Below are 20822 nucleotides of genomic sequence, written 5' to 3'. Positions count from 1 at the left end.
GGCCGGAGCGCGGTCACCCGGCTGGCCGGACTGCGGAGCCCCACCGCCGGCTGACGCGCGCCCGGCCGCGCCCGCAGCCCCACGAGGTAACAACCGGCGAATTGACCCAGATGGGCCATGCCCAACGCTCGATGGCGGATGCACGATCGAGAGATTCCGGCTCGCGGGGGTGCCCATGTCTTGGCTCGAGGCTGACTCCGACACGACGTACCGCCGTTGGCGCATCGGCTCACGGCTGGCGCTGATGCTGGGCGCGGCGTTCCTCCTGGCGTGGCGCTGCCGCCAGGGCGTCTCCCTGGCCGAGGTGGGCATCTTCTTCGTCATCTACGTCGCCGCCAGCACCCTGTGGGTGCGCGGGCAATACCAGGCCTCGGTCGATGCCCGCCGGGAGGACGACGACGATCTCCGCCCCTATGCCTTCCCCTACTGGATCTCCGGGGCTGCGCTGGTCGTCGCGGTCGTGGCCTTCCTCGTGGGCCAGTGGATCGACCGGAGCACGTGGTTCCTCTGGGGTGCCATCATCGGCTACTTCGCCCTCGGCTCCCTGCTCATGCGCTACCGCAGCCATGGGAGGTGGCGCGTCGCCGTCGGCCTTGCGGCGCTGGTGGTGTCCGCCGTCGCCCTGCTGGTCGGCCTCCTCCTGCTCGAGCAGCACGCCTGGGCGATCGCACTGGTGCTGCCCGGCATGCTCATCGCGCCGATCGGCCTGGCCGTCCTGGCTGACCCGGTCGCCGACTATCTGCAGGCCCCCGGCCGCGGCCGGACCGTCGGCGTCGTCGCAGTCGTGGGCGCGCTGATGTTCGGCGGTGCGGTCCTGGTCGCCCAGAGCCGGGTCTCGACGCCGAGCATCGCCGTGATCGCACTCGTCGCTCTCGCGCTCCTGGTGCTGGCCATCGTCTCCAGCACCCAGGCCGACATCGCCGTCGTGATCGCCGCCGTCTGTCTGATGGGCGTCACGAACGCCAGCGTCGACAAGCCGGCCGAGCTGAGCCCGAAGCTGGGGGACCGGGTGCTGATCGCCCTCGGCGACTCGTACATGTCCGGGGAGGGTGCGAAGACCTACTACGCCGAGGAGGTCGACAAGGAGGAGGGGGTGCACGAGAACCACTGCAACCGAGCACCGACGGCCTGGGCGGCGCTCGCGGGACAGACGAGCAGGCGCTTCGACTCGGTGAAGTTCCTGGCCTGCTCGGGCGCGCGGACCTACAACGTCCAGCACAAGGAGGGCCCACGGCAGCGGGCGCAGTTCAACGAGCCCGGGACGCAGCTCGACCAGTACGACGAGTTCGTGAGCTCGGTGGTCGATGACGGGGAGGAGTTCACGCCGGAGCTCGCGGTGATCGGTCTCGGCGGCAACGACTCGGGCTTCTCCACGATCGGCGTGATGTGCCTCGCCCCGGGTGACTGCATCGACGAGCGGTCGCTGTGGGAGGGCAGCCTGCCGCAGGTGGAGACGGCGCTGGCGGCGACGTTCGCCCAGGTCAACGAGAAGTTCCCGCGGACGCCGGTGCTGGTCACCGCCTATCCCAACCCGATCTACACCGACCCCGCCACGGGTGAGCCGGCACGCTGCGACGACGTGACCCTGTCGGCCAAGGACCTCCAGTTCGTCAGCGAGTTCATCCCCAAGCTCAACGCCCGGGTCGAGGCGGCAGCGACGAGCCAGGGCTTCTTCTTCCTCGACGAGATGGAGGGCGCCCTGCGGGGCGCCCAACTGCAGCTCTGCGACCCCGGCAACAACGACCGCCCCGGCATCAACTTCATCGGTCTGTCGTCGGTCGGGGGGCTGGCCGAGCAGCGGTTCAACCCGAAGAACTGGTATCACAACAGCCTGCACCCCAACGAGCGCGGCCACGCGGCGATGCTGGAGGTCTTCGAGACCTGGCTCAGTGAGAACGCGGGAGTGCAGCCCGGCGGGACCATCCGTGACACCTCGGCTGACGGGGCCGAGCCGCCCGCCGAGCCCGAGGCGTCCGGTGACCAGGGGGAGATCGCAGTCGTGACGAAGGCGCCCTGCGACCTGATCGACGACGACCAGAGCAACACGACGAACTGTCGCGCGGAGGGCGCGAAGTGGGCGAGAGGACAGGTCGCGGACAAGCTGCTCTTCGGATCGTCCGATGACTGGTGGGGCCTGCTGATCGGCATCGCGGTGCTCGGTGCCTGGCTGCTCAGCATCGCGCTCCTCGCCTTCTGGAAGCCCTGGTGGGGGACGCGGCCGGCGTGACCCCGACGGCCCCGTGCCGTTAGGGGTGCATGCGGCGACGAACCGCCGCGCTCACGCCCCGGAGGATCACCATGCGTCGCCGTACTCCCTCGCCCCGTCGGACCGTTGCCGGAGCCCTGGCTGTGCTCGCGCTCGGCGCCACCGCGCTGAGCGTCCCGACCGCCGCGCAGTCCAGCCCCCCGGCCGTCGCCGATGTCTTCGCCCCGCAGCTGGTCACCGTCGACACCCCGACCCGGGCCGACAAGGCGCGGCTGCAGGCGCTGGGCCTCGACCTCACCGAGCACGCCGGCCGCGACTACGTCGAGGTGGTGCTGCACTCGCTCGCCGACCGGCTCGCGCTGACCCGCGCCGGCTTCACCTACGACGTACGCATCAATGACCTGCTCCGCCGCCAGGGCGTGATCAACCGACTCGACGAGCTCTTCGCCGCCAAGACCGTGCGCACCGCGCTGCCGTCGGGGCGCGACGCCTACCGCAGCCTGGACGACTACAACGCCGAGATGCGGGCCCTGGCCAAGGCCAACCCCCGCCTGGTCCGCCTGATCACGCTGCCCGAGAAGACCCTCGACGGGCGCACGACGTACGGCGTGGAGATCGCCAGCGACGTCCGCGCCCGCGACGGGCGGCCGACGTTCGCGATGTTCGGGCTGCACCATGCCCGCGAGTGGCCCTCGGGCGAGCACGCGATGGAGTTCGCCCTCGACCTCGTCAAGGGCGTGAAGGCCGGCGACCCGCGCATCACCCGGCTGCTCGAGCGCGGCCGGATGCTCGTTGTGCCCGTCGCCAACCCCGACGGCTTCCAGCTCTCGCACCGCGACGGCACGATCGTCGACCTGCGCGAGCTCGACGCCGGCGGCACGGTCTCCAACCTGCTCACGCCGGGCAACGCCTACAAGCGCAAGAACTGCCGCGTCGTCGACGGCCAGGACCCCGAGGACGGCACCTGCTCGCTGTTCAGCGTCACCAGCCCCGGCGGCTTCGGCATCGGCGTGGACCTCAACCGCAACTACGGCGGCCTGTGGGGCGGGCCGGGCGCCTCCGAGACGTTCCTCGACCCGACCTACCGCGGCGCCGGCCCGTTCTCCGAGCCGGAGACGCGCAACGTGCGCAGCCTGATCTCCGGGCGCCAGGTCACGATGATGATCTCCAACCACACCTTCTCCAACCTGGTGCTGCGCCCCAACGGCGTCAACCCCGCCACGATCGGCCACGACGGGCTGCCGGTCGGCGACGCCCCGGACGAGAAGGCGATGAAGAGCCTGGGCGCGCGGATGACCGCGCAGAACGGCTACGAGAACCTCCAGAGCTGGGAGCTCTACGACACCACCGGCACCACCGAGGACTGGTCCTACAACGCCACCGGCGGCTACGGCTACACCTTCGAGATCGGCGCCAACGAGTTCCACCCGCCGTTCGCCCAGGTCGTCGACGAATACCTCGGCGCCGGGAAGTACGCCGGCAAGGGCAACCGCGAGGCCTACCTGCTCGCCTTCGAGACTGCCGTCAGCCGCGCCAGCCACTCGCTGATCGCCGGCCGCGCGCCCCGGGGCGCGACCCTCCGGCTGCGCAAGAGGTTCAAGACGCCCACCTGGAGCCCCGAGAACAGCTTCACCGACACCCTCGAGAGCAGCATGGTCGTGCGCGGCGGCAAGCGGTTCGCTTGGGACGTCAACCCGTCCACCCGCCCGATCGTCCAGTCCAAGCTGATCAAGGTGCTGGGGGAGAAGCCCACGCGCTCCGAGACCTTCACCGGCACCGCCGCCCCGACCCAGTCGGTCGACCACGAGTTCCAGGTCATCGAGTCGGCCCAGGACGTCCTGCACGTCACCCTCGACTGGCCGACGCCGGACGACCTCGACCTCGAGGTCTACCGCAAGAACGCCGACGGCTCCCTGACCCAGGTCGCCAGCTCGGGCAACTCCCTGGGCGCCAAGGAGAAGGTCAGCATCAACGCCCCGATGCCGGGCACCTACGTGATCCGGGTGATCAACTTCGCCTCGCTCACGCCGAGCTACACCGCCGTCGCCGGGCTGTACGACGCGCACGAGCGCCGCACCGAGCCGGTCGTGGAGTCCTACACGCTCACCTGCGAGAAGAAGGGGCGCGTGCTTCAGAAGATGCCGGTGGTCGTGGAGCGTGGGCAGCGGGTCAAGGTGGACCTGTCGCGGTGCGTGCGGCGCTTCCGGCGCTGAGCGGCCGAGGCGGCTCGCCTACGCTCCTCGGATGAGGCTGAGGCGGTCGATCGCGTGCGTGGCTCTGGGCCTCGTGCTGAGCGGCTGCCAGCCTGCCTCCGATCAGGCGGATCCGGAGATGTCGGACGTCCCGGTCGGGGCGGGCGGCCTCCCCACGGACGCGGTGCTGTGGGCGCTCGGCGACACCATCCACGTCGACGACCGCACCATCCGGGTGGACAGGCGCGTCAGCGCGATGGTCGAGGCGAACGGGTGGATCTTCTACCGGAAGGGCTACTCCGACGTCGTCTGGGCCACCGACGGCGAGGAGTCGCGTCGTACCAGCCTGCGGACCGACGAGCTCGCCGCCTCGGAGAGCGGGCGCTACCTCGGTCTCCTCGACCATTCCCGGGGCAAGCCGTGGTCGACCGTCATCGTCGATCTGGAGTCCGGTGAGGTCGTCGTCCGCGACGGCGCCGGCATGGGCAACCTCGAGGGCGACCTGACCGACCTCTATGAAGATGCGCAGCCGCGGGTCCTGGGCTTCGACGGCGAGAGGCTCCTCGTCCAGACCGCCTCGGGCAACGAGGTCATGTCGTGGGATCCGCGCACGGGGGAGCGGACCGAGCACGGTGACCAGTTCTTCTTCGCCGGTCGCGACCCGGGCGGTGGGCTCATCCAGCCCGCGCTCGTGCGGCGCGGCCGGCTCGTCGTACCGGAGGATCCCTATCGTTCGACCCAGTGGGGCCACGCGTCACCGGACGGCACGGTGACCGTGATGCCGGTCTACGGCGGGGCGATCCAGGTCTTCGAGGTCGGCGGGCGTCGGTTGCCGACCGACCTGCACGGGCGTCGCTTCATCCTGGGCGGGTGGACCGACGACGAGACGGCCTACGGGATCGCCTTCGACCGAAGTCCCTTCGGGCCACACCGCGTCCGACTGGTCAGCTGTCGGCTCACGGTGGAGCAGCGTCGGTGCCGGGTGCTGCGCACCATCCGGCCGGCGCCGCACGAGCTGGTGCACTTCCCGCACGGGTCGGCGGCCCGGGACTACTGAGGGCAGGCGATCCAGAACTCGTTGCCGTCCGGGTCGGCGAGCTCGACGCCACCATCGAGGTCGCGCAGCCGGGTCGCGCCCAGGGTGATGAGGCGCGCGATCTCGGCGTCGGGGTCGTCGGTCGTGAGGTGGAAGCGCTGGCTGATCCGCGTGCCCTTGGGGGCCAGCGGCGGTCCGCCCCAGGCGACCTTGGTGCCCCCTGCGGGTGACTGGATCGCCGTCTCCTCGTCCTGGTCCCACACCAGCGGCCAGCGCAAGGCTTCGTGCCAGAACAGTCCGACGTCGCGGGTGCCGTCGCAGGCGATCTCGCCTAGGCGACCGCATCCGGCGAGGTAGCCGTTGCCCGGCTCGATCACGCAGAACGCGTTGCCACCCGGGTCGGCCAGCACGGTGTGGTCCTCCTCGGGGAGCTGGCCCACGTGGAGGTGTCGGCCGCCGAGACGCAGCGCGTCGGCGATCGTCTGCTCCCGGTCCTCGGGGCTAGAGGTGGTGACGTGGAGGTGCAGGTTGCGGATGCTGGGGGACCGGTCGGGGTTGCCTTCCACGAACCGGAGGCCCACCTGGGTCTCGTCGCAGGGGAGCAGCGAACCGTCCCGCTCGGGGACCGGCTCGCGGCCGAGCAGGCTGCCCCAGAACGACGCCAGCGCGGCGGGGTCCTCGGCGTCGAAGGCGACCGCGTCGAAGTGCAGGGTCATCCCTGCACGCTAGACCCGTGCTCCGTGGGTCGGCAGGTCATTTTCGGCGGGTCAGCGGGTGAGGACGCGCCGGGTGGTGAGCAGCTCGTCGGAGGCGATGGGCTCGCTCCACGCGTTCCGGAAGACCTGCTGGGCGCTGGACGAGACGGAGAAGTGTGCGGGCCGCTGTCCGCGGGCGATGCACCGGACGGGGATGAAGAGGGTCACGGTGTCGGCGCGCGTTGCGGAGCTGGCTCCCCGGCAGGTCCGGATGCCGCCGCCCTCGGAGAGGGGCCGTCCGGTGCTGCCGTGGATCACGATGCTGGCGCCGTGCCACGGACTGCGCTCGAAGAAGACGGCCGTCCAGGGGCCAGCGTCGTTGGCCACCGTGACCGAGTGCTCGAAGCGCTTGCGCTGCTTGGTCAGCTCGCGCAGGTCTCGGAACGTGATGCGGAACCTCATCTGCCCGGTGGCGGCCTCATAGGTCGCCACGAAGCGGGTGAGGTCGGTGCTGGGCGCGAACCAGTGTGCCGGCTTCGGGCCGACGATGTCGTCGGCCGGATCGCTCGCCGACAGCCGCCGGAGGGGTGGCGCGGTGCTGGGGGAGGGCGTGGCGCTGGGGGAGCGCGTGGTCGGGCGCGGGGTGGGCGTCGTGGACGCAGACGCGGTCTCGGTGGGGCCGGGCGGCGTCTCGGACGCGATCGGGGCCGAGGCCAGCGCCGCGTCGGGCTCCTGCTGGGAACACGCTGCTGTTCCCACGGTCAGCGTCGCCAGCGCGAGGAGACCCGCCCCCACCCGCCGAGCGGTTGCTCGCCGTACTCCGATGTCCATGGCAGGAGTGTGCTCGCTTCACGCGCGCTTGTCGCTGTGTTCGAGGGATCGGCCGCGTGTTCGGGTCCTGCCGGGGACTTGCCGCTCGCTGGGTGGAGCACGAGCGACCATTCAGAAGGAAAACGCGAGGACGTCCACGCTCAAGGGGTCTCCGGTGAGCGGAGTTTTCCTGCTGAATTGTCGCCTGCGCCCGAGCCACCCCCCGGCTCGCGGATCGTCCGGAGGGCCAGCACTCCCACTGTTGCCCCGGTCGTCCTCCTTGACCAGGCGGGCACAGCAGGCGCACCGTGAACAGGAGGCGTCGAGGTGACACCGGCGAGGGAGGGGCGCATGAGCAAGGACTCGCAGGTCCTCGTCATCGGCCTGGACCCCTTCCGGGTGACCGGCCCCTGGGACCCCCAGCCGATCTCCGAGGCGATCGAGGCCGGCATGGCCGGGCTGAGCGAGGCCGGCTATGCGGCTGAGTCCTGCCTGGTCGGGCTCGACGGCAGCGACGACGTCGAGGCTCGGATCACCGGCGCGCTCCAGGACCAGCCGTGGGACTGTGTGCTCATCGGGGCCGGGATCCGGCGTCCCGAAGAGCTGTTGGAGCTGTTCGAGTCGGTGGTGAACCTGATCCGCGTCCACGCCCCCGATGCGGTGATCGCCTTCAACGGCAAGCCGCACGACCTCGCGGACGGGGTGACGCGGGCCCTGGGCCGGGCGCACCCGTCGCCTCGCTGAGGTCGGTCGCTCAGCGGTGATGCATCTGCCAGGCGAGCTCGAGGGCGGTGCGTATGGCGTCAGGCGTCGCTCGGTCGAGGTAGGCCACACCTTGTGGTGGGCCTCCATGCGCGGGGGCACGCCGAAGCTGTCCGGGTAGGTCGCGAGCAGTGACTCGCGCTCGCTCAGCGGGACCCGGATCACCAGCGTGCTCGGGTCGGCCAGGCGGGCGACCAGACGGTCCTGCACATACCAGCCCGGCAGCTCCGCGGTGCCCTTGCGCTTGATCTGCGGCAGGGACTCGATCTGACGGCCGACCTCGTCCGGGGTCATCTGTCCAGCGTAGGTCCGGTGAGCCGGGGTGGTGATCCCTGTTGACCACATCAGTGGGGAAGGGCACGGTGAATCCATGTGATGACGTCGTCCGGCACACCCGCGAGGAGAAGCCCATGAGCTCGACCGATCGCCCCAACGCCATCGTCCGCTGGACCCTGCGACTCGAGAACGCCGCCGCGCTCGACGGACCGGTGCGCGCCATCGAGCCAGGGATCCGGACCGCCTTCGGCACCGAGCCACGGGTCTCGATCCTGCGCGGGAAGTGGCTGGGGCACGCGATCCATCCGCTGCTCACCGACATGGTCATCGGCTCGTGGACCTCGGCCACTGTGCTGGACATCTTCGGCGGACGTGGCTCCGACGCCGCAGCGCAGCGGCTCGTCGGCACCGGGCTGCTGTTCGTGGCGCCGACGGCCTGGACGGGGTGGGCCGAGTGGCTGGCCGTCGATGCCCGCGAGAAGCGGGTCGGCCTCGCACACGCGGTCACCAACGGCGTGGCGATCGGCACTTACGCCGCGTCGTGGGTCGCTCGCAAGAGGGGCCGGCACGGCGCGGGGGCGCAGCTCGCGCTGGCCGGCGCAACCGTCTCCGTGGTGGGCGCCTACCTGGGCGGGCACCTGGCCGCGGCGCGCAAGGTGTCCACGCACCACCCGGCCTTCGACGAGGCTTCCGCACGGTCTTGAGCTTCCGCCTCGCTCCGAGTGGTGCTCCGACCGCCCTCGGCTCTGGCCGGGCAGCAGTGGTGGGCACAACGCGAGCGACCTAGTGGGGAGCCAGTCGCGGACGTCGATGCAAGCGGAGTGACGGACGAGCTAGGCGCTCCGATCTCCACGAGGACGAACAAGTTGTTCGACGATCTCTCGTCGGCTCGGCCCCGTGTGGGGGTGCATCAGGAGGCCCTCGACGACGAAGGCGCCGATTCGGTTCATCGCGTCCAGGTCGGCTTCGGCTACGCCGACGCCGCGGAAACCTCTGGCCATCAGCGAGTCCATGAGGTCGTGGAAGCTCTTGTGCCAGGCCTCGATGGCGGGCGAGGCCGAGGCTCTGGCGTGGACGTCTGTGACGAGCCGGTTGTACTGGTCGAGCTGCTCGACTGCCCACAGCACCTGGTCGACCCAGGGCTCGCCGGCGTGGAGGGAAGCGGCCGCCAGTGATTCGCTGAGGAGGTGGTCGAGTACGCCGACGAGGAGCGCGTCCTTGTCCTTGAAGTACCAGTAGATCGTGTTCGTCGTGACTCCGGCGCTTGCTGCGACTCTGGCCATGGAGGTGTTGTCGTAGCCGGCCTGGGTGAACAGTCCCGCTGCCGCATCGACGATCTCGGCTCGCTTCTCCTCGCGGTCCTGCGGTCGGCGGTTTCGAGGCATGGGTCACCTTATCTTGACCGCGGTTCAAGAGCAGGCGAGGCTCTCTTGCACGCCATTCAAGATGAGCCAGGAGAGCCAGTGCCAGAGTCGTCCGATCTCCCGTTCACCACCTCGGAGCAGACGTTCCACTCCGAGGGGACCGCGTGCGCGGCGCGCGTCTACAGCCCCAGCGCACATCCCTCGGCTGCGGCCGACCCCAGGCCAGTCATCGTGATGGGTCACGGCTTCGGCGGTGTGCGGGCACTGCGGCTCTATGCCTATGCCGAGCGCTACGTCGCCTCCGGCTACCTGGTCGTGGTCTTCGACTACCGCGGGTTCGGGGAGAGCGAGGGCAGTCCCCGACAGGTGCTGGACGTCGCCATGCAGCTTCAGGACTGGCGGTCGGCGCTGGACTTCGCCCGTGCACTCCCGGGTGCCGACCCCGAGCGGCTCATCGCGTGGGGCACCTCGTTCGGCGGTGGCCACGTCATCACCCTGGCGGGACGGAGCGAGAGGCTAGCCGCGATCATCGCGCAGGTCCCGCACGTCAGTGGTCCCGCAGCGGTGCGGGCGACGGGCCCCGTCGCGGCTCTGCGTCTCCTGCGTCCAGCTGTGCTCGACCAGGTGGCGGCGTGGCGCGGGCGATCTCCTGTCTACGTGGAGGCCGTGGGTGAGCCCGGCGCGACCGCCGTCATGACCACCCCGGACGCCGCGCCGGGGCTCGCCCGTCAGATCGAGGCATCGGGTCTCGTCGAGGATGACTACCCCGCCTACGTCGCAGCCCGGGTGACTCTCAAGGTCGGCCTCTACTCGCCGGCCAGGCATGCCGGTCGCGTGACCTGCCCGGCGCTGGTCCAGATCGCCGCCCACGACACCGTCACGCCCCGCCCAGTCGCCGAGCGAGCCGCCGCCAAGATGCCCCAGTCGACGGTGCACGTCTACGACTGCGGACACTTCGACCCCTACGTGGAGCCCCACTTCGAGCACGTCGTGTCGGACCAGCTGGACTTCCTGCGCGCCCAGGTCCCGGTGCAGGGGCTTCGCTGAGGGCAGGGCGGATGTTGCGGAGCCGCCACCTCCTACCCTGAGTTCACGTGGGCGGACTGCTCCGGCGGCGGCTGGTTGAGGAACCAGCGGTGGCCGAACGGGTCGCGGAAGACGGCGACCCGGCCGGCTGGTGGGCTGTCCTCGGGGCCGCGGTCCATGACGACGCCGTGCTGCACAACTCGGAGGGCCACGGCGTCGCAGTCTTCAACGGTCAGGTGCATGCTGACCGCGGAGCCCCGCGTGGGGTCGGGGGCGGCGACGCCTGCCGACTCGAACTCATCGGAGATCATCCAGCGGGCGCCGCGAACGGCCAGCTCGCAGTGGCCGATGCGACCGTCATCCATGACGATCGGATCGAAGACGACCTCGGCGCCCAACGCTGCGACGTACCACTCGATGGCCCCTTTGCAGTCCTGCACGCACAGGTACGGCGTCAACTCACTCACGGCCCGCCTCCCTTCCGTTGCTCCCACGATCGGCCAGCGGAGAGCCGATGTCCACGGCCGGCGAGTCCTGTCTGGGGGAACTGAGGTGGCGGAGCGGTCGTGCCAGCCCCATGACACCGATGCGGTTCCTCCCCGCGCTGATCCTGGCCACTGCCGCGTCCTCTGGCTCTTCGACGGAGCAGTACGTCCTCCACGAGGCCGATGAGCCTGCCTGATCTTGAGCTCGGCGGCGTGCGCCCCGCCAAGCAGGCCACCGGGGTCTCTAGGAGCGCTGCCGGCGAGGCACGAAGAGCCGCACAGTGCGTGACGGCCCCACGCCGCTCTCCGTGCTGGCCTGCACCCTGAAGCGGTGCCATCCGGGCGAGAGACGGCGGTAGCGGACGCTCGTGCCGCCGAAGGACGGCGGGGCCGAGAAGGTCGACTTCGGCTTGCGACCAGGTGTGGTGACGACGTAGCGCGCGCAGCAGCTGCCGTTCAGCTCCGGTGGACGCCAGGACACCCGCGCGTTCCGGGCACCGGTGAGCCTCGCCGTCAGGCGCTCGACCGGGCCCGGGGGGATGGGACCGAGGACCGTGGTGGTGAGCTCGCTGGTGTTGCCCGCCAGGTCACGGGCATAGAACGTGACGTCGCTCGTTCCGCGAGGCACCTGGAAGCTGAGTGCGTAGTCGACCGGGAACACCACGTCGTTCCCGTAGGGCCCGAACCAGCCGTAGGGCTCGAAGCCGCTGCCGTCGTCGAAGACGTGCTCCGTGAGCACGCTGTCCCCGACCCGGGCTCCGAGCACGGCGAGATCGTCACCGGGCCGCAGGTCGCCGTAGATCTGGGCGTAGATGCGACGGCAGCTGGTCTCCCCGACGTAGCAGGGATTCAGGTTGATCTGTGGCGCGGTCGTGTCCGCGGCCTCCTCAGCAAGAACGGCTCCTGTCGGGAGCGAGACCAGCCCCAACGTCAGCAGCATCAGTGCCAGTGCGCGCGTCCCCCGAGCGATCATCGGACCAATGTAGGGCGTGTCCGGCCGTGGCGAGACTGTTTTGCGAGCAGGACGGCCACCTCGGCCAGATGGGTCGAGGAAGACCTATTCTCGTTTGATGCCGCTGGCTCCTGCGCATCCCGCGGCGGTGCTGCCGCTGCAAGGGCTCGGCCTGCCGCTGAGCGCTTTGGTGGCGGGTGCGGTCGCGCCTGATCTGCCGGTCTACCTGCCGATCGCCGTCAGCTATGGGACGACCCACAGCGGAGGGGGCATCGGCGCGGACACCGTGATCGGCCTGGGCCTGCTGGGGGTCTGGTTCGCGCTGGTGCGTGACGCCGTGGTGGATCTGACCCCCGCGCTTCGGCGTCGTCTGCCGGCGCGGGCCCAGCTCGAGCGACGGGCCTGGCTGCTGGCTCCAGTGGCGGTCGCGGTCGGAGCGGGGACGCATCTGCTGTGGGACTCCGTGACCCATGACTGGGGGTTGGTGGTGCGCGAGCTCGCGTTCCTGCGTGAGGTGCACGGTCCCGTCCCGCTCTACCGCTGGCTGCAGCACCTCTCCACGGGGGCGGGTGCGGTGGTCGTGGCGGTGTACGGCGTGTCCCGGCTGCGGCGACGGCCGCTGAGTCCGCGGCCGCCCGCCGTACGACGCAGCGGCCTGTGGGTGCTCCCGATCCCGGTGACCATGCTGGGCGCCGCGATCGTCGTACGGGATCCGGAGGCCACGGTCGGCGCTGCGCTGCTCGCCGTTCTCGTCGTCGGAGCGGCACACAGGATCGTCACTCGGCCTGGCAGGGCCCGAACTGCTCGGTGACCCACGCCTCGAGCTGGTCGTCGTAGGCACCCTCCGAGCCCGGCGCGCAGATGTAGCGGTCGATGTCGGCCAGGTAGGAGCCACGGGGGCCGAGGAGGGCGTAGGACCACTCGCCGTCGCCCAGGGCGAGGAGCTGCGGGTGGGTGATGCTGTCGAGGGCGCGGCGCTGGGCCGGGTCGTCGACATCGAAGCGCTTGGTCAGTCGCGCCTCGGTGAGGAGTGCGCCGTCCTCGAAGGCGCGCACGGAGAGGGGGGCCTCGGGCGACTGCATCTGCCGCCACCTGTCGATGAGCTCCTCCGAGGGGAGGCCCTTCTCATAGGTCAGCGACGAGCCGTCGGCAGCGGCGCCGCCCCAGCCGAACAGGGAGGTGTCGGACTGGCCCGTGTCGAGCGAGCCGAGCAGATCGGGGACATCCGCGAAGGTCGAGCCCTGGGGGAGCGCGACGAGGTAGCTGCCCGCCACATGGTCGCCCTTCGCCACGTCCTGGGTGGTCAGCTCGATCGCGACCGAGGCGTCCTCAGGCGTGGCCGCGAACCCGGTGCGGACCGCCTCGCCGACGGCGGCCACCGACGCGTCGGGCTCGTAGGACCGCAGCGTGACGGCGCTCGCCCCGGCACGGATCGCGAGGTCGGCCTCCTCGCCGTCGTGGGTCGAGCTGAACGCGCGGTACGCCGTCTCGGCCACCGTGACCACCTCGTCGGGGGTGGCGCTGTCGCTCATCTCGACCGCCAGGGCGAGCTTGCCGGAGTCGAGCGTCACCGGCTCGCTGTAGTCGAGCGCCGCGGAGGTGACGCCGGGCAGGTCGGCCAGCTCGGAGCGGAGCTGCTCGGCTTCGGAGTCGAGGGTCGGGTTGGCGCATCCGAAGGACAGGGCGGCGACAGTGACGAGGAGGGTCAGTGACGTGAGCGATCTCATGCGGCCAAGCCTGTCGGTGAACGACCGGGCGCCTGAGCAGTCGTACTCAACAGTGGAGGGTGGCGTCGCCCAGTCTGACGCACAGGGTGCCCCCGTCGGGGGCAGTCTGGCGCAGATGTGCTCGCCCGAATGGACCATGGACCGCGCACCGCCACGGGCAGAGAATCGAAGAGTCTTCGAGACCCAGGAGGTCCGGTCATGACTCACTTCTCGTTCCGTTCATTCCTCCAGGCTGTGGCCCTTGCCGTCGCCCTCGTGCTCGCGATCGACTACGCGTCCTTCGCCGCGACCGGGCAGAGCATGGTGCTCGGCAAGCTGAACAAGGCCAACCAGGTGACCACCGTCGTGCGAACCAACGCCGGTCCCGCACTCAGCCTGGTCACCAAACCCGGCTCACCCCCCTTCAAGGTCAAGCAGCCGGCCAAGGTGGCGAACCTGAACGCCGACCGCGTCGACGGCCTCGACTCGAGCCAGCTCGCCCCTCGGTCGCGGGTCACCGCGCACCAGACCACCGGATGCACGAGCCTGCCTGCGGTGACGACCACCTTCCAGAAGATCACCGACATCGCGACCTTCACCAAGGCCGCGGACGACACCTTGGTCCGGCTCGACCTGGCCGGGCGCGTGCAGATCGATGCCGCTAGCGGCGGCACCGGCACTGTGTTCGAGCTGCGGGTCGACAACACGCCGACGACACTGGGGGCGGCGAACACGCTCGTCCGGCCCGATGACTACGCCACTCAGGTGCAGCACCCGATGTTCGGCGTCTTCAAGGACCTGCCGGCGGGGACCCACACCGTCAGCATCTGGGTGCGCGTCAACGGCGGAACGGGGACGGGCGCGTACTTCGATCCCGGGTGCTGGAACGGGGCGAACGTCAACCACCTGCTGGTGACCGAGTTCTGATCGGGTGCCGCGTCACCGACCCTGCTGAGACGAACCCTGAGACGAACCCTGAGACGAACCCTGGGCGGTGCCCAGGCCGGTGGCAGGGAGGCTCGTGAGTCCGTGGCGCTGACTCATCGCGCGCGTCCCTCCGCCTGGTCGTCGGATCGGTCGGCCGATGGTCCTGCCGGCAGTCGCTCGGGCAGTCCGAGCCGCGGGAACTGGTCGCTGTGGAACGTGACGATCTCCGTGACCGCACCACCGGCGATGCGCAGGACGTCGATGGTGAGCGGCAGATAGGCGCCCTCCGGCTCCTGCCAGAGGTAATAGGCGACGGCCGGCTGGCGGTTCACCGCGGTGAGGACGGCGCGCAGCCCGTCCATGTCCGCGAACCCGCTCTCCGTCCAGTCGCGCAGCACCGCGTCGCGCCCGACGTACAGGCCCGGTGTCGGCGGCATCGAGCAACGGACGTCGTGGCGCAGGAGGGCGGCGAGCCCGTCGATGTCGGTGGCCTCGCCGGCGTCGATGTAGCGGCGTACCAGCTCGCGGGTCTCGGCCGCCTCCACAGCGTCTCCGGACCAGTCCTGCCGTTCGGCGGGCAGGTGCTCGCGCATGCCGGCGCGGGCGCGCTGCAGCGCGCTGTTGACGGAGTTGACCGAGTCCCCGAGCAGCTCAGCGACGTCCTTGGCCGGCCAGCCGAGCACGTCTCGCAGGATCAGCGCCGCCCGCGGGCGAGGCGCGAGGTGCTGGACCGCGACGAGGTAGGCGAGCTCGATGGTCTCCTGGGCGACGACGGCCGTCTCCGGGTCCGCCGCGCCCTCGTCTCCCAGCTCGTCGAGCAGCCGGTCCGGGTAGGGCTGCAGCCACGGGACCTCACCGCCGGTCGCCGGCTGGGGGCGGCGCTTGGCGAGCAGGTCCAGGCAGACGTTGGTCGCGATGCGGTAGAGCCAGGCCCGCAGGGTCGAGCGTCTCTCGAAGGTCTCTCGCCGCCGCCAGGCACGCAGCAGCGTCTCCTGCACGGCGTCCTCGGCGTCCTCGAACGACCCGAGCATCCGATAGCAGTGCACGTGCAGCTCGCGGCGGTGCTGCTCAACCAGGCCGGTGAACGCCTGCTCGTCGAGCTCGTCGAGACCGTCCACGTCGAGCCCCTCCACTCGCAGGTCTGCACTCATCATCTCGTCCTTCCGTCGGGTTCCGTCGTAGGTATGACGGCGACGGGTGCGATGACTCAACACATGGGGTCGACGCGGACGGTTCTCACTCCAGAGGAGGCAGCTCCATGGTGCGGACCCGCCCCGCGATCTCGTCAAAGGCCCTCTCGGCGGCCGGCTCGTCGACGTCGCCCACGTCAGGCATCAGCGTGACGTGGATGACCCGGACCCCGTCGCGGCCGGTGAAGACCGCTGTGGGCCGTTCGCCGGGGAGATAGCCGAACCGCCCACTGACGCCGCCGAGGTCCTGGGCGGCCCAGACGTCGGAGAGCTCGGGGAGCCCGTCCATGTAGAGCGACACCAGCTCCTCGGCCTCCGCCGTGCTCATCGCGTCGCTGACCGTCAGGTCCACACCGCCACCGAGGCAGGCCAGGGTCGCGCGCAGCGGCAGCAGGCCCATGGTGCGGCGCTGCTCGGCGTCGGCCTGCACCTCGGTCACGCTCGTCGTCACGTCGCCCGGCGGCGCGAGGGCTCGCGCGGCGGGGCCGCCGGCGGCGCGGTCGCACAGGGGTTGGTGCGCGTCGAGCGACCGGGTCGGGCGGGGCTCTCGGCTGGCGCGGACGACGTCGCGCTGCGGGAGACCGGATCGCCGGGATCGACGGGTTCCGCGTCGTCCTGTCCGCAGCCGGCGGCCACCAGCAGTGCCACGGCGCCGAGCGCGGACCTGGTCGACACCCTCATCTGCGCACCTCCCGTCGCTGGGGCCCACACTAGAGTGCCCCGCGTGGCAATGACTCGGATCCCCGCGTGGCTGCGGGTCGCCGCGGCGCTGTTCGCCGTCGGGTGGGGAGCCAACCAGTTCGCCGCGATGCTGCTGGTCTACCGCGAGGAGAACGGCGCCTCGACCGAGGCGGTCACCGCGCTGTTCGGCGCCTATGCCCTGGGGCTCATCCCGGCGCTGCTGCTGGTCGCTCCGCTGTCGGACCGGATCGGGCGGCGCAAGGTCATCCGCCCGGTCCTCGTGCTGTCGGTCGTGGCGACCGTCGTGCTCCTCCTCGGAGGCGACAACGAGACAGTCCTGCTGCTGGGCCGGCTGGCTGCGGGCATCGCGTCGGGTGCCGCCTTCGCGCCGGGTACGGCGTGGGTCAAGGAGCTCTCCGCCTCCGAACCGCCGGGGACCGGTGCCCGCCGGGCGACGTGGGCGCTCTCCGCCGGCTTCGGCTCGGGTCCACTGGTCGCGGGCATCGCCGCGCAGTGGCTGCCCGCGCCCACCGTGCTGCCCTACGTCCCGCACCTGGTGCTGATGGTCTTCGTCCTCGCGATCTCGTGGAACGCGCCCGAGCCCACGATGACGCGCAGCCACGACGAGACGCGACGTCGCTCGGAGGTGTGGCAGGCGATCCGCTCACGTCCCTTCGCGCTCGGGATCACCCTGACGGCCCCGTGGGTGTTCGGCGCCGCCGCGACCGCCTTCGCGACGGTGCCGACCTTCGTCGAGATCGGGTTCGCGCCGATCGCGGTGACGGGAGCGCTGTGCGGGCTGACGCTGTGGACCGGCGTCGCGGTGCAGCCCCTGGGGCGCCGCCTCGGAGACCCGCGTCTGGTCATCACCGCAGGACTGGGCGCCGCCGCTGCCGGACTCCTCGCGGGACTGCTCCTCGCCTCGACCGGGGCCGCGTGGCTGGTGCTGCCAACGGCGGTGCTGCTCGGCACGTCGTACGGACTGATCCTGGTTGGCGGGCTCACCACCGTCGAGGGTCTCGCACACGCCGACGACCTCGGCACGCTCAACGCGGTGTTCTACAGCCTGACCTACGTCGGCTTCGCGGCGCCGCTCGTCAGCACGCTGATCCTTCAGCAGCTGTCGGCGGAGGCGCTGATGCTGATCGGCGTGGGCGTGATCGCGCTGACGGCACCCGTCGTGGTGATGTCGCTGGAGCGGCGCGCGACGCCGGCCCCCACGCCGTAGCGTTCAGCCGACGCCGAGCAGGTCCGCGAGCGCGGCGTCCGAGGCCGCGAGTGCCGCGCGGTCATAGGTGGAGCTCGAGGCGAGGAGCTCGTCGGCGCCGGTGCGGTCGGCGAGCCGCTCGAGCCGGCGTCGTACCGTCTCGCGTGTGCCGGCGGTCACGCCGTCCAGACCGCGCTCGACCAGCTCGGCGACCCGGTCGGAGTGCTGCTGCCCGCGGATCGCCGCGACCGGCTCGAGCGCCTCGAAGAGGCCGGTGCGACGCGACTGCACCATCGCCCAGACCTCCGGCAGCGCGAGCTCGCGCGCCTCGGCGTCGGTGTCGGCGATGAGCACGTCGAGCGAGACGGTGACGTGGGGGCGGCTGCCACGGTGGGGGCGGAAGTCGTGGCGGTACGTCGCCAGGAGGTCGCCGAGCTCGGGCTTGTCGAGGACCGGCCCGCCCAGCACCACGGGGAGTCCGAGCTCGGCCGCGATCGTGAGCCCCGCCCCGGTGGCGAGCACGAAGATCGGGATCTCCTCGTCCAGCACCGGCCGCGCGGTCACCGGCGCCGTCCGCTCCAGGAAGGCGCGCAGCTCCACGATGTCGTCGGCGAACGTGTCGGCCTCGTCCCGCGCGCGGCGCAGCGCTCGCCGTACCGGGTCGGTGAAGCCTAGGGAGCGACCCACGCCGAGGTCGACCCGGCCAGGGTGCAGGGCCGCGAGCATCAGGAACTGCTCGGCCACGACCAGCGGCTGGTGGTTGGGCAGCATCACGCCGCCCGACCCGATCCGGATGGTGCCCGTGCGGGCGCCGACAGCGGCGAGGAGTACGGCGGGCGCCCCGGACGCGATGCCCGGGACGCTGTGGTGCTCGGCCACCCAGAACCGCTCGTAGCCCAGCCGCTCCACAGCGACAGCGCGCTCGACGGTGTGCGTCAGGGCGGCGCCTTCGGGGTGGCCGGTGCGGGTGCGGGAGCGGTCGAGCAGGGAGAGCCTCACGGGAAGTCAACGCGGGGACCCGGCCTGGACTTCCCACAGCCGCGGCTTGGCGCTGCGTGCCATGGTGCGAGACATGAAGGCAATCGGAGCGAACAGCTATGGCGGTCCCGAGGTGCTCGAGGTGGTCGAGCTGCCGGACCCGCAGCCGGGACCGGGCGAGGTCCTGGTCCGCGTGCACGCCGCCACCGTCAACCCCACCGACACCTACGTCCGCAACGGCGACCGCGCCTCGGTCCAGATCAAGCAGTCGCCGCCGCCCTACGTGCCGGGGATGGACGTCGCGGGCGTGCTGGAGGCGATCGGCCCGGGGGTGGAGACGGCGCTGACGGTCGGCGACCGGGTGATGGGCGTCGTGGTCCCGAACGGCCACCACGGTGCCTACTCGGAGCTGCTCGCCCTGCCCGTCGGGTCGGTGGCGGCCGCGCCCGCCGGCAGCAGTCACGCCGAGGCGTCCACGCTGCCGATGAACGGGCTGACGGCCCGGCTCGCCCTGGACCTGCTCGGCCTCTCGGCCGGGCAGATGCTGGGCGTCACCGGGGCCGCCGGAGCGCTCGGTGGCTATGTGATCGAGCTGGCCAAGGCGGACGGGCTCGTCGTGATCGCGGACGCCTCGGAGGCCGACGAGCCCCTGGTGCGCAAGCTGGGCGCCGACATCGTCGTACGACGTGGGGACGGCGTCGCCGAGCGGATGCTGGCCGAGGTCCCGGACGGGGTCCACGGCCTGGTCGACGGCTCCGTGCAGGACGAGGCGCTCTTCCCGGCGATCCGTGACGGCGGAGGCTTCGCCGCCGTGCGCGGCTTCCGCGGCGAGCCGCCGCGGGGGATCACCAGCCACCAGGTGTGGATCACCGTGTATGCGCAGGAGCAGGAGACGCTCGACCGGCTGCGACAGCAGGCGGAGACGGGGGAGATCACGCCGCGGGTGGCGCGGACTCTGCCTGCCGCTGAGGCGGCGGAGGCGCATCGGTTGCTGGAGGCCGGGGGAGTGCGGGGGCGGCTGGTGCTGGAGTTCTGAGTCTCGCGACGGTCAGGGCCCTCGTCGGACGACGCGCCGTCGCAGGGTGGGCGAGGCGACCACCTCATAACCTGCCTCGAGGAAGACCTGCACCAGTCCGACCGAGGCTTCGTCCCAGATCACGGACTGCCCAGGCGCCGGCTCGATCGGGTAGCCCTCCAGGACGCGGGCGCCGACGTGCTCGCCGTACTCGACCGTGGCTGCGGCGAGCTCGTAGGTCAGCCCGGACTGTCGCCAACCCTTGCGCACGATGAAGCAGGTGACTGACCAGACTCCCTCCAGCTCGGGGTCCATCCGCATCCACGCCTGCTTCCGGCTCCAGAGCCGGGGGTAGCTCTCGCGGGGCTCGATCGCGACCCAGCCGGCCGCCTCGCCGTCGACGTACCCGATGAGCCCGGACGTCGGTCCGGCGGTGCCGCAGGCGGTCTGCTCCAACAGCGCGACGTCCCTCTGCTCCTGGGTGGTGTCGCGCCAGATCCAGCCCGGCACCTTCAGCGCTTGGCACCGGCACTTGTGGGCGCCCCCGGTGGCGAAGACCGCCTCGACGTCCGCGGTCGCGGCGCGGTTGGCCGGACGCCAGGTGAAGTCGGGCATGCGGCGACCCTAGCTCTCGGCCGACGCCTAGGGGAGCGAGTGCGGAGGGTCTGACGAAGTAGGCTCTGCGGGTGGCGAAGATCTTCGATTCCATCGACCAGGGCCTGCAGTCGTGGATCGAGGAACAGCCCATGTGGTTCGTCGCGACCGCACCCTTGGGCGGTGACGGACACGTGAACATGTCCCCTCGCGGGCACGACTCGTTCTCCGTCCTGGGGCCTCACCGTGTCGCCTGGGTCGACTACACAGGCAGCGGCGTCGAGACGATCGCCCACATCCGGGAGAACGGCCGCGTCTGCCTGATGTTCAACTCCTTCAGCGACCGACCCCGCATCGTGCGCCTCCACGGGCGCGGCTCGGTGTTCCTCCCGGGAGAGGCCACCTTCGACGAGGTCGTGCGGCTTCACCCGGAGCACCCGAGCACCCGAGCGGTCATCACCGTGGATGTCACCCGCATCAGCGACTCCTGTGGCTGGGGCGTGCCTGTCATGGAGGTCACCGGCGAGCGCGACCTCATTCGCTTGCACGCCGAGAAGAAGGGCGCTGCCGGCATGGCCGACTACCGCGCCGAGCGGAACGCGCGGAGCATCGACGGCTTGCCGGGGTTGGCCGTCGAGGCGTGAAGGTGTCCGGCGAAGACCGGGGGAAGGGCCCGGGTCGACGAGCCCTACGCCACAGTGCGCCGGGGACCGCTGGCGG

22 protein-coding genes are annotated in these 20822 nt (G+C 71.1%); 11 read left to right on the top strand and 11 right to left on the bottom strand.

The genetic code is table 11. From position 1 onward, the window contains the following. Positions 1–175: 175 nt before the first annotated feature. The 3 genes from ACYU7L_RS02575 to ACYU7L_RS02565 all read left to right on the top strand — a co-directional run bounded on the left by ACYU7L_RS02575 (position 176) and on the right by ACYU7L_RS02565 (position 5455). Positions 176–2227, top strand: a complete 2052-nt coding sequence (locus ACYU7L_RS02575) for a GDSL-type esterase/lipase family protein (protein ID WP_460793619.1) — start codon at positions 176–178, stop codon at positions 2225–2227. A gap of 71 nt (positions 2228–2298) precedes the next feature. Next, positions 2299–4419 (top strand): M14 family zinc carboxypeptidase, encoded by a 2121-nt coding sequence (locus ACYU7L_RS02570; RefSeq protein ID WP_460793618.1) that lies wholly within the window; start codon positions 2299–2301, stop codon positions 4417–4419. 31 nt (positions 4420–4450) lie between these two features. Continuing rightward, the gene (locus ACYU7L_RS02565; RefSeq protein ID WP_460793617.1) at positions 4451–5455 is read left to right on the top strand and encodes a hypothetical protein; all 1005 of its coding nucleotides are present in this window, start codon (positions 4451–4453) and stop codon (positions 5453–5455) included. Here ACYU7L_RS02565 and ACYU7L_RS02560 read toward each other — a convergent pair. Beyond that, entirely contained in the window at positions 5449–6150 is a 702-nt protein-coding gene (locus ACYU7L_RS02560; protein WP_460793616.1) for a VOC family protein, read from the bottom strand. The genes ACYU7L_RS02565 and ACYU7L_RS02560 overlap by 7 nt on opposite strands. A gap of 51 nt (positions 6151–6201) precedes the next feature. Next, positions 6202–6960, bottom strand: a complete 759-nt coding sequence (locus ACYU7L_RS02555) for a hypothetical protein (protein WP_460793615.1) — start codon at positions 6958–6960, stop codon at positions 6202–6204. A gap of 330 nt (positions 6961–7290) precedes the next feature. On the opposite strand from ACYU7L_RS02555, the gene ACYU7L_RS02550 reads away from it, so the two are divergent. Both ACYU7L_RS02550 and ACYU7L_RS02545 read left to right on the top strand, forming a co-directional pair. Next, a complete protein-coding gene (locus ACYU7L_RS02550) occupies positions 7291–7683 on the top strand; it encodes a hypothetical protein (RefSeq protein ID WP_460793614.1) in 393 nt (130 codons plus the stop codon). Between the two features lie 428 nt (positions 7684–8111). Next, on the top strand, positions 8112–8681 hold the full coding sequence (locus ACYU7L_RS02545; protein WP_460793613.1) for a DUF2231 domain-containing protein: 570 nt from the start codon (positions 8112–8114) through the stop codon (positions 8679–8681). A gap of 129 nt (positions 8682–8810) precedes the next feature. Here ACYU7L_RS02545 and ACYU7L_RS02540 read toward each other — a convergent pair whose 3' ends face one another. After that, positions 8811–9362 (bottom strand): TetR/AcrR family transcriptional regulator, encoded by a 552-nt coding sequence (locus tag ACYU7L_RS02540; RefSeq protein WP_460793612.1) that lies wholly within the window; start codon positions 9360–9362, stop codon positions 8811–8813. 78 nt (positions 9363–9440) lie between these two features. On the opposite strand from ACYU7L_RS02540, the gene ACYU7L_RS02535 reads away from it, so the two are divergent. Then, positions 9441–10388: an alpha/beta hydrolase gene (locus ACYU7L_RS02535; protein WP_460793611.1), complete on the top strand. Its 948-nt coding sequence runs from the start codon at positions 9441–9443 to the stop codon at positions 10386–10388. Positions 10389–10420: 32 nt separating this feature from the next. On the opposite strand, the gene ACYU7L_RS02530 is transcribed toward ACYU7L_RS02535, so the two are convergent. After that, positions 10421–10834 carry a VOC family protein gene (locus tag ACYU7L_RS02530; RefSeq protein ID WP_460793610.1) on the bottom strand — a complete coding sequence of 138 codons (414 nt, stop codon included), beginning with the start codon at positions 10832–10834 and terminating at the stop codon, positions 10421–10423. A gap of 262 nt (positions 10835–11096) precedes the next feature. After that, complete coding sequence (locus ACYU7L_RS02525) at positions 11097–11825, bottom strand: fibronectin type III domain-containing protein (RefSeq protein ID WP_460793609.1); 729 nt, start codon at positions 11823–11825, stop codon at positions 11097–11099. Between the two features lie 97 nt (positions 11826–11922). Between ACYU7L_RS02525 and ACYU7L_RS02520 the strand changes: the two genes are divergently transcribed. Further along, on the top strand, positions 11923–12615 hold the full coding sequence (locus ACYU7L_RS02520; protein ID WP_460793608.1) for a DUF4184 family protein: 693 nt from the start codon (positions 11923–11925) through the stop codon (positions 12613–12615). Here the strand turns inward: ACYU7L_RS02520 and ACYU7L_RS02515 are convergent. After that, a complete protein-coding gene (locus ACYU7L_RS02515) occupies positions 12581–13531 on the bottom strand; it encodes a hypothetical protein (RefSeq protein ID WP_460793607.1) in 951 nt (316 codons plus the stop codon). The two genes, ACYU7L_RS02520 and ACYU7L_RS02515, sit on opposite strands and share 35 nt — an antisense overlap. 198 nt (positions 13532–13729) lie before the next feature. On the opposite strand from ACYU7L_RS02515, the gene ACYU7L_RS02510 reads away from it, so the two are divergent. Continuing rightward, positions 13730–14437 carry a hypothetical protein gene (locus ACYU7L_RS02510; RefSeq protein ID WP_460793606.1) on the top strand — a complete coding sequence of 236 codons (708 nt, stop codon included), beginning with the start codon at positions 13730–13732 and terminating at the stop codon, positions 14435–14437. A 113-nt stretch (positions 14438–14550) separates the two neighbouring features. Here the strand turns inward: ACYU7L_RS02510 and ACYU7L_RS02505 are convergent, their stop codons facing one another. The 3 genes from ACYU7L_RS02505 to ACYU7L_RS02495 all read right to left on the bottom strand — a co-directional run bounded on the left by ACYU7L_RS02505 (position 14551) and on the right by ACYU7L_RS02495 (position 16308). Beyond that, on the bottom strand, positions 14551–15588 hold the full coding sequence (locus ACYU7L_RS02505; protein WP_460793605.1) for an RNA polymerase subunit sigma-70: 1038 nt from the start codon (positions 15586–15588) through the stop codon (positions 14551–14553). 85 nt (positions 15589–15673) lie between these two features. Then, positions 15674–16066, bottom strand: coding sequence for a hypothetical protein (locus tag ACYU7L_RS02500; RefSeq protein ID WP_460793604.1), 393 nt, complete (start codon positions 16064–16066; stop codon positions 15674–15676). 8 nt (positions 16067–16074) lie between these two features. Next, on the bottom strand, positions 16075–16308 hold the full coding sequence (locus ACYU7L_RS02495) for a hypothetical protein (protein ID WP_460793603.1): 234 nt from the start codon (positions 16306–16308) through the stop codon (positions 16075–16077). Between the two features lie 49 nt (positions 16309–16357). On the opposite strand from ACYU7L_RS02495, the gene ACYU7L_RS02490 reads away from it, so the two are divergent. After that, on the top strand, positions 16358–17536 hold the full coding sequence (locus ACYU7L_RS02490) for an MFS transporter (protein WP_460793636.1): 1179 nt from the start codon (positions 16358–16360) through the stop codon (positions 17534–17536). Positions 17537–17539: 3 nt separating this feature from the next. Here ACYU7L_RS02490 and ACYU7L_RS02485 read toward each other — a convergent pair whose 3' ends face one another. After that, positions 17540–18514, bottom strand: coding sequence for an MsnO8 family LLM class oxidoreductase (locus ACYU7L_RS02485; RefSeq protein WP_460793602.1), 975 nt, complete (start codon positions 18512–18514; stop codon positions 17540–17542). 73 nt (positions 18515–18587) lie between these two features. Between ACYU7L_RS02485 and ACYU7L_RS02480 the strand changes: the two genes are divergently transcribed. Next, entirely contained in the window at positions 18588–19529 is a 942-nt protein-coding gene (locus tag ACYU7L_RS02480; RefSeq protein WP_460793601.1) for an NADP-dependent oxidoreductase, read from the top strand. A 12-nt stretch (positions 19530–19541) separates the two neighbouring features. Here the strand turns inward: ACYU7L_RS02480 and ACYU7L_RS02475 are convergent, their stop codons facing one another. Beyond that, a complete protein-coding gene (locus tag ACYU7L_RS02475; protein WP_460793600.1) occupies positions 19542–20123 on the bottom strand; it encodes a hypothetical protein in 582 nt (193 codons plus the stop codon). A gap of 71 nt (positions 20124–20194) precedes the next feature. On the opposite strand from ACYU7L_RS02475, the gene ACYU7L_RS02470 reads away from it, so the two are divergent. Further along, positions 20195–20746: a pyridoxamine 5'-phosphate oxidase family protein gene (locus tag ACYU7L_RS02470; protein ID WP_460793599.1), complete on the top strand. Its 552-nt coding sequence runs from the start codon at positions 20195–20197 to the stop codon at positions 20744–20746. Positions 20747–20822: the final 76 nt, after the last annotated feature.

The organism is Nocardioides pacificus (assembly GCF_054775955.1).
This window is presented reverse-complemented; position numbering and strand designations above follow the sequence as displayed.

What these genes read in the sequence shown, in the direction of transcription:
- ACYU7L_RS02515 (WP_460793607.1), bottom strand. Translation starts at nt 13,531, where the DNA reads ATGAGATCGCTCACGTCACTGACCCTCCTCGTCACTGTCGCCGCCCTG.
- ACYU7L_RS02475 (WP_460793600.1), bottom strand. Translation starts at nt 20,123, where the DNA reads ATGCCCGACTTCACCTGGCGTCCGGCCAACCGCGCCGCGACCGCGGAC.
- ACYU7L_RS02490 (WP_460793636.1), top strand. Translation starts at nt 16,358, where the DNA reads ATGACTCGGATCCCCGCGTGGCTGCGGGTCGCCGCGGCGCTGTTCGCC.
- ACYU7L_RS02540 (WP_460793612.1), bottom strand. Translation starts at nt 9,362, where the DNA reads ATGCCTCGAAACCGCCGACCGCAGGACCGCGAGGAGAAGCGAGCCGAG.
- ACYU7L_RS02560 (WP_460793616.1), bottom strand. Translation starts at nt 6,150, where the DNA reads ATGACCCTGCACTTCGACGCGGTCGCCTTCGACGCCGAGGACCCCGCC.
- ACYU7L_RS02570 (WP_460793618.1), top strand. Translation starts at nt 2,299, where the DNA reads ATGCGTCGCCGTACTCCCTCGCCCCGTCGGACCGTTGCCGGAGCCCTG.
- ACYU7L_RS02510 (WP_460793606.1), top strand. Translation starts at nt 13,730, where the DNA reads ATGACTCACTTCTCGTTCCGTTCATTCCTCCAGGCTGTGGCCCTTGCC.
- ACYU7L_RS02555 (WP_460793615.1), bottom strand. Translation starts at nt 6,960, where the DNA reads ATGGACATCGGAGTACGGCGAGCAACCGCTCGGCGGGTGGGGGCGGGT.
- ACYU7L_RS02495 (WP_460793603.1), bottom strand. Translation starts at nt 16,308, where the DNA reads ATGAGGGTGTCGACCAGGTCCGCGCTCGGCGCCGTGGCACTGCTGGTG.
- ACYU7L_RS02550 (WP_460793614.1), top strand. Translation starts at nt 7,291, where the DNA reads ATGAGCAAGGACTCGCAGGTCCTCGTCATCGGCCTGGACCCCTTCCGG.
- ACYU7L_RS02565 (WP_460793617.1), top strand. Translation starts at nt 4,451, where the DNA reads ATGAGGCTGAGGCGGTCGATCGCGTGCGTGGCTCTGGGCCTCGTGCTG.
- ACYU7L_RS02480 (WP_460793601.1), top strand. Translation starts at nt 18,588, where the DNA reads ATGAAGGCAATCGGAGCGAACAGCTATGGCGGTCCCGAGGTGCTCGAG.
- ACYU7L_RS02520 (WP_460793608.1), top strand. Translation starts at nt 11,923, where the DNA reads ATGCCGCTGGCTCCTGCGCATCCCGCGGCGGTGCTGCCGCTGCAAGGG.
- ACYU7L_RS02575 (WP_460793619.1), top strand. Translation starts at nt 176, where the DNA reads ATGTCTTGGCTCGAGGCTGACTCCGACACGACGTACCGCCGTTGGCGC.
- ACYU7L_RS02545 (WP_460793613.1), top strand. Translation starts at nt 8,112, where the DNA reads ATGAGCTCGACCGATCGCCCCAACGCCATCGTCCGCTGGACCCTGCGA.
- ACYU7L_RS02505 (WP_460793605.1), bottom strand. Translation starts at nt 15,588, where the DNA reads ATGAGTGCAGACCTGCGAGTGGAGGGGCTCGACGTGGACGGTCTCGAC.
- ACYU7L_RS02525 (WP_460793609.1), bottom strand. Translation starts at nt 11,825, where the DNA reads ATGATCGCTCGGGGGACGCGCGCACTGGCACTGATGCTGCTGACGTTG.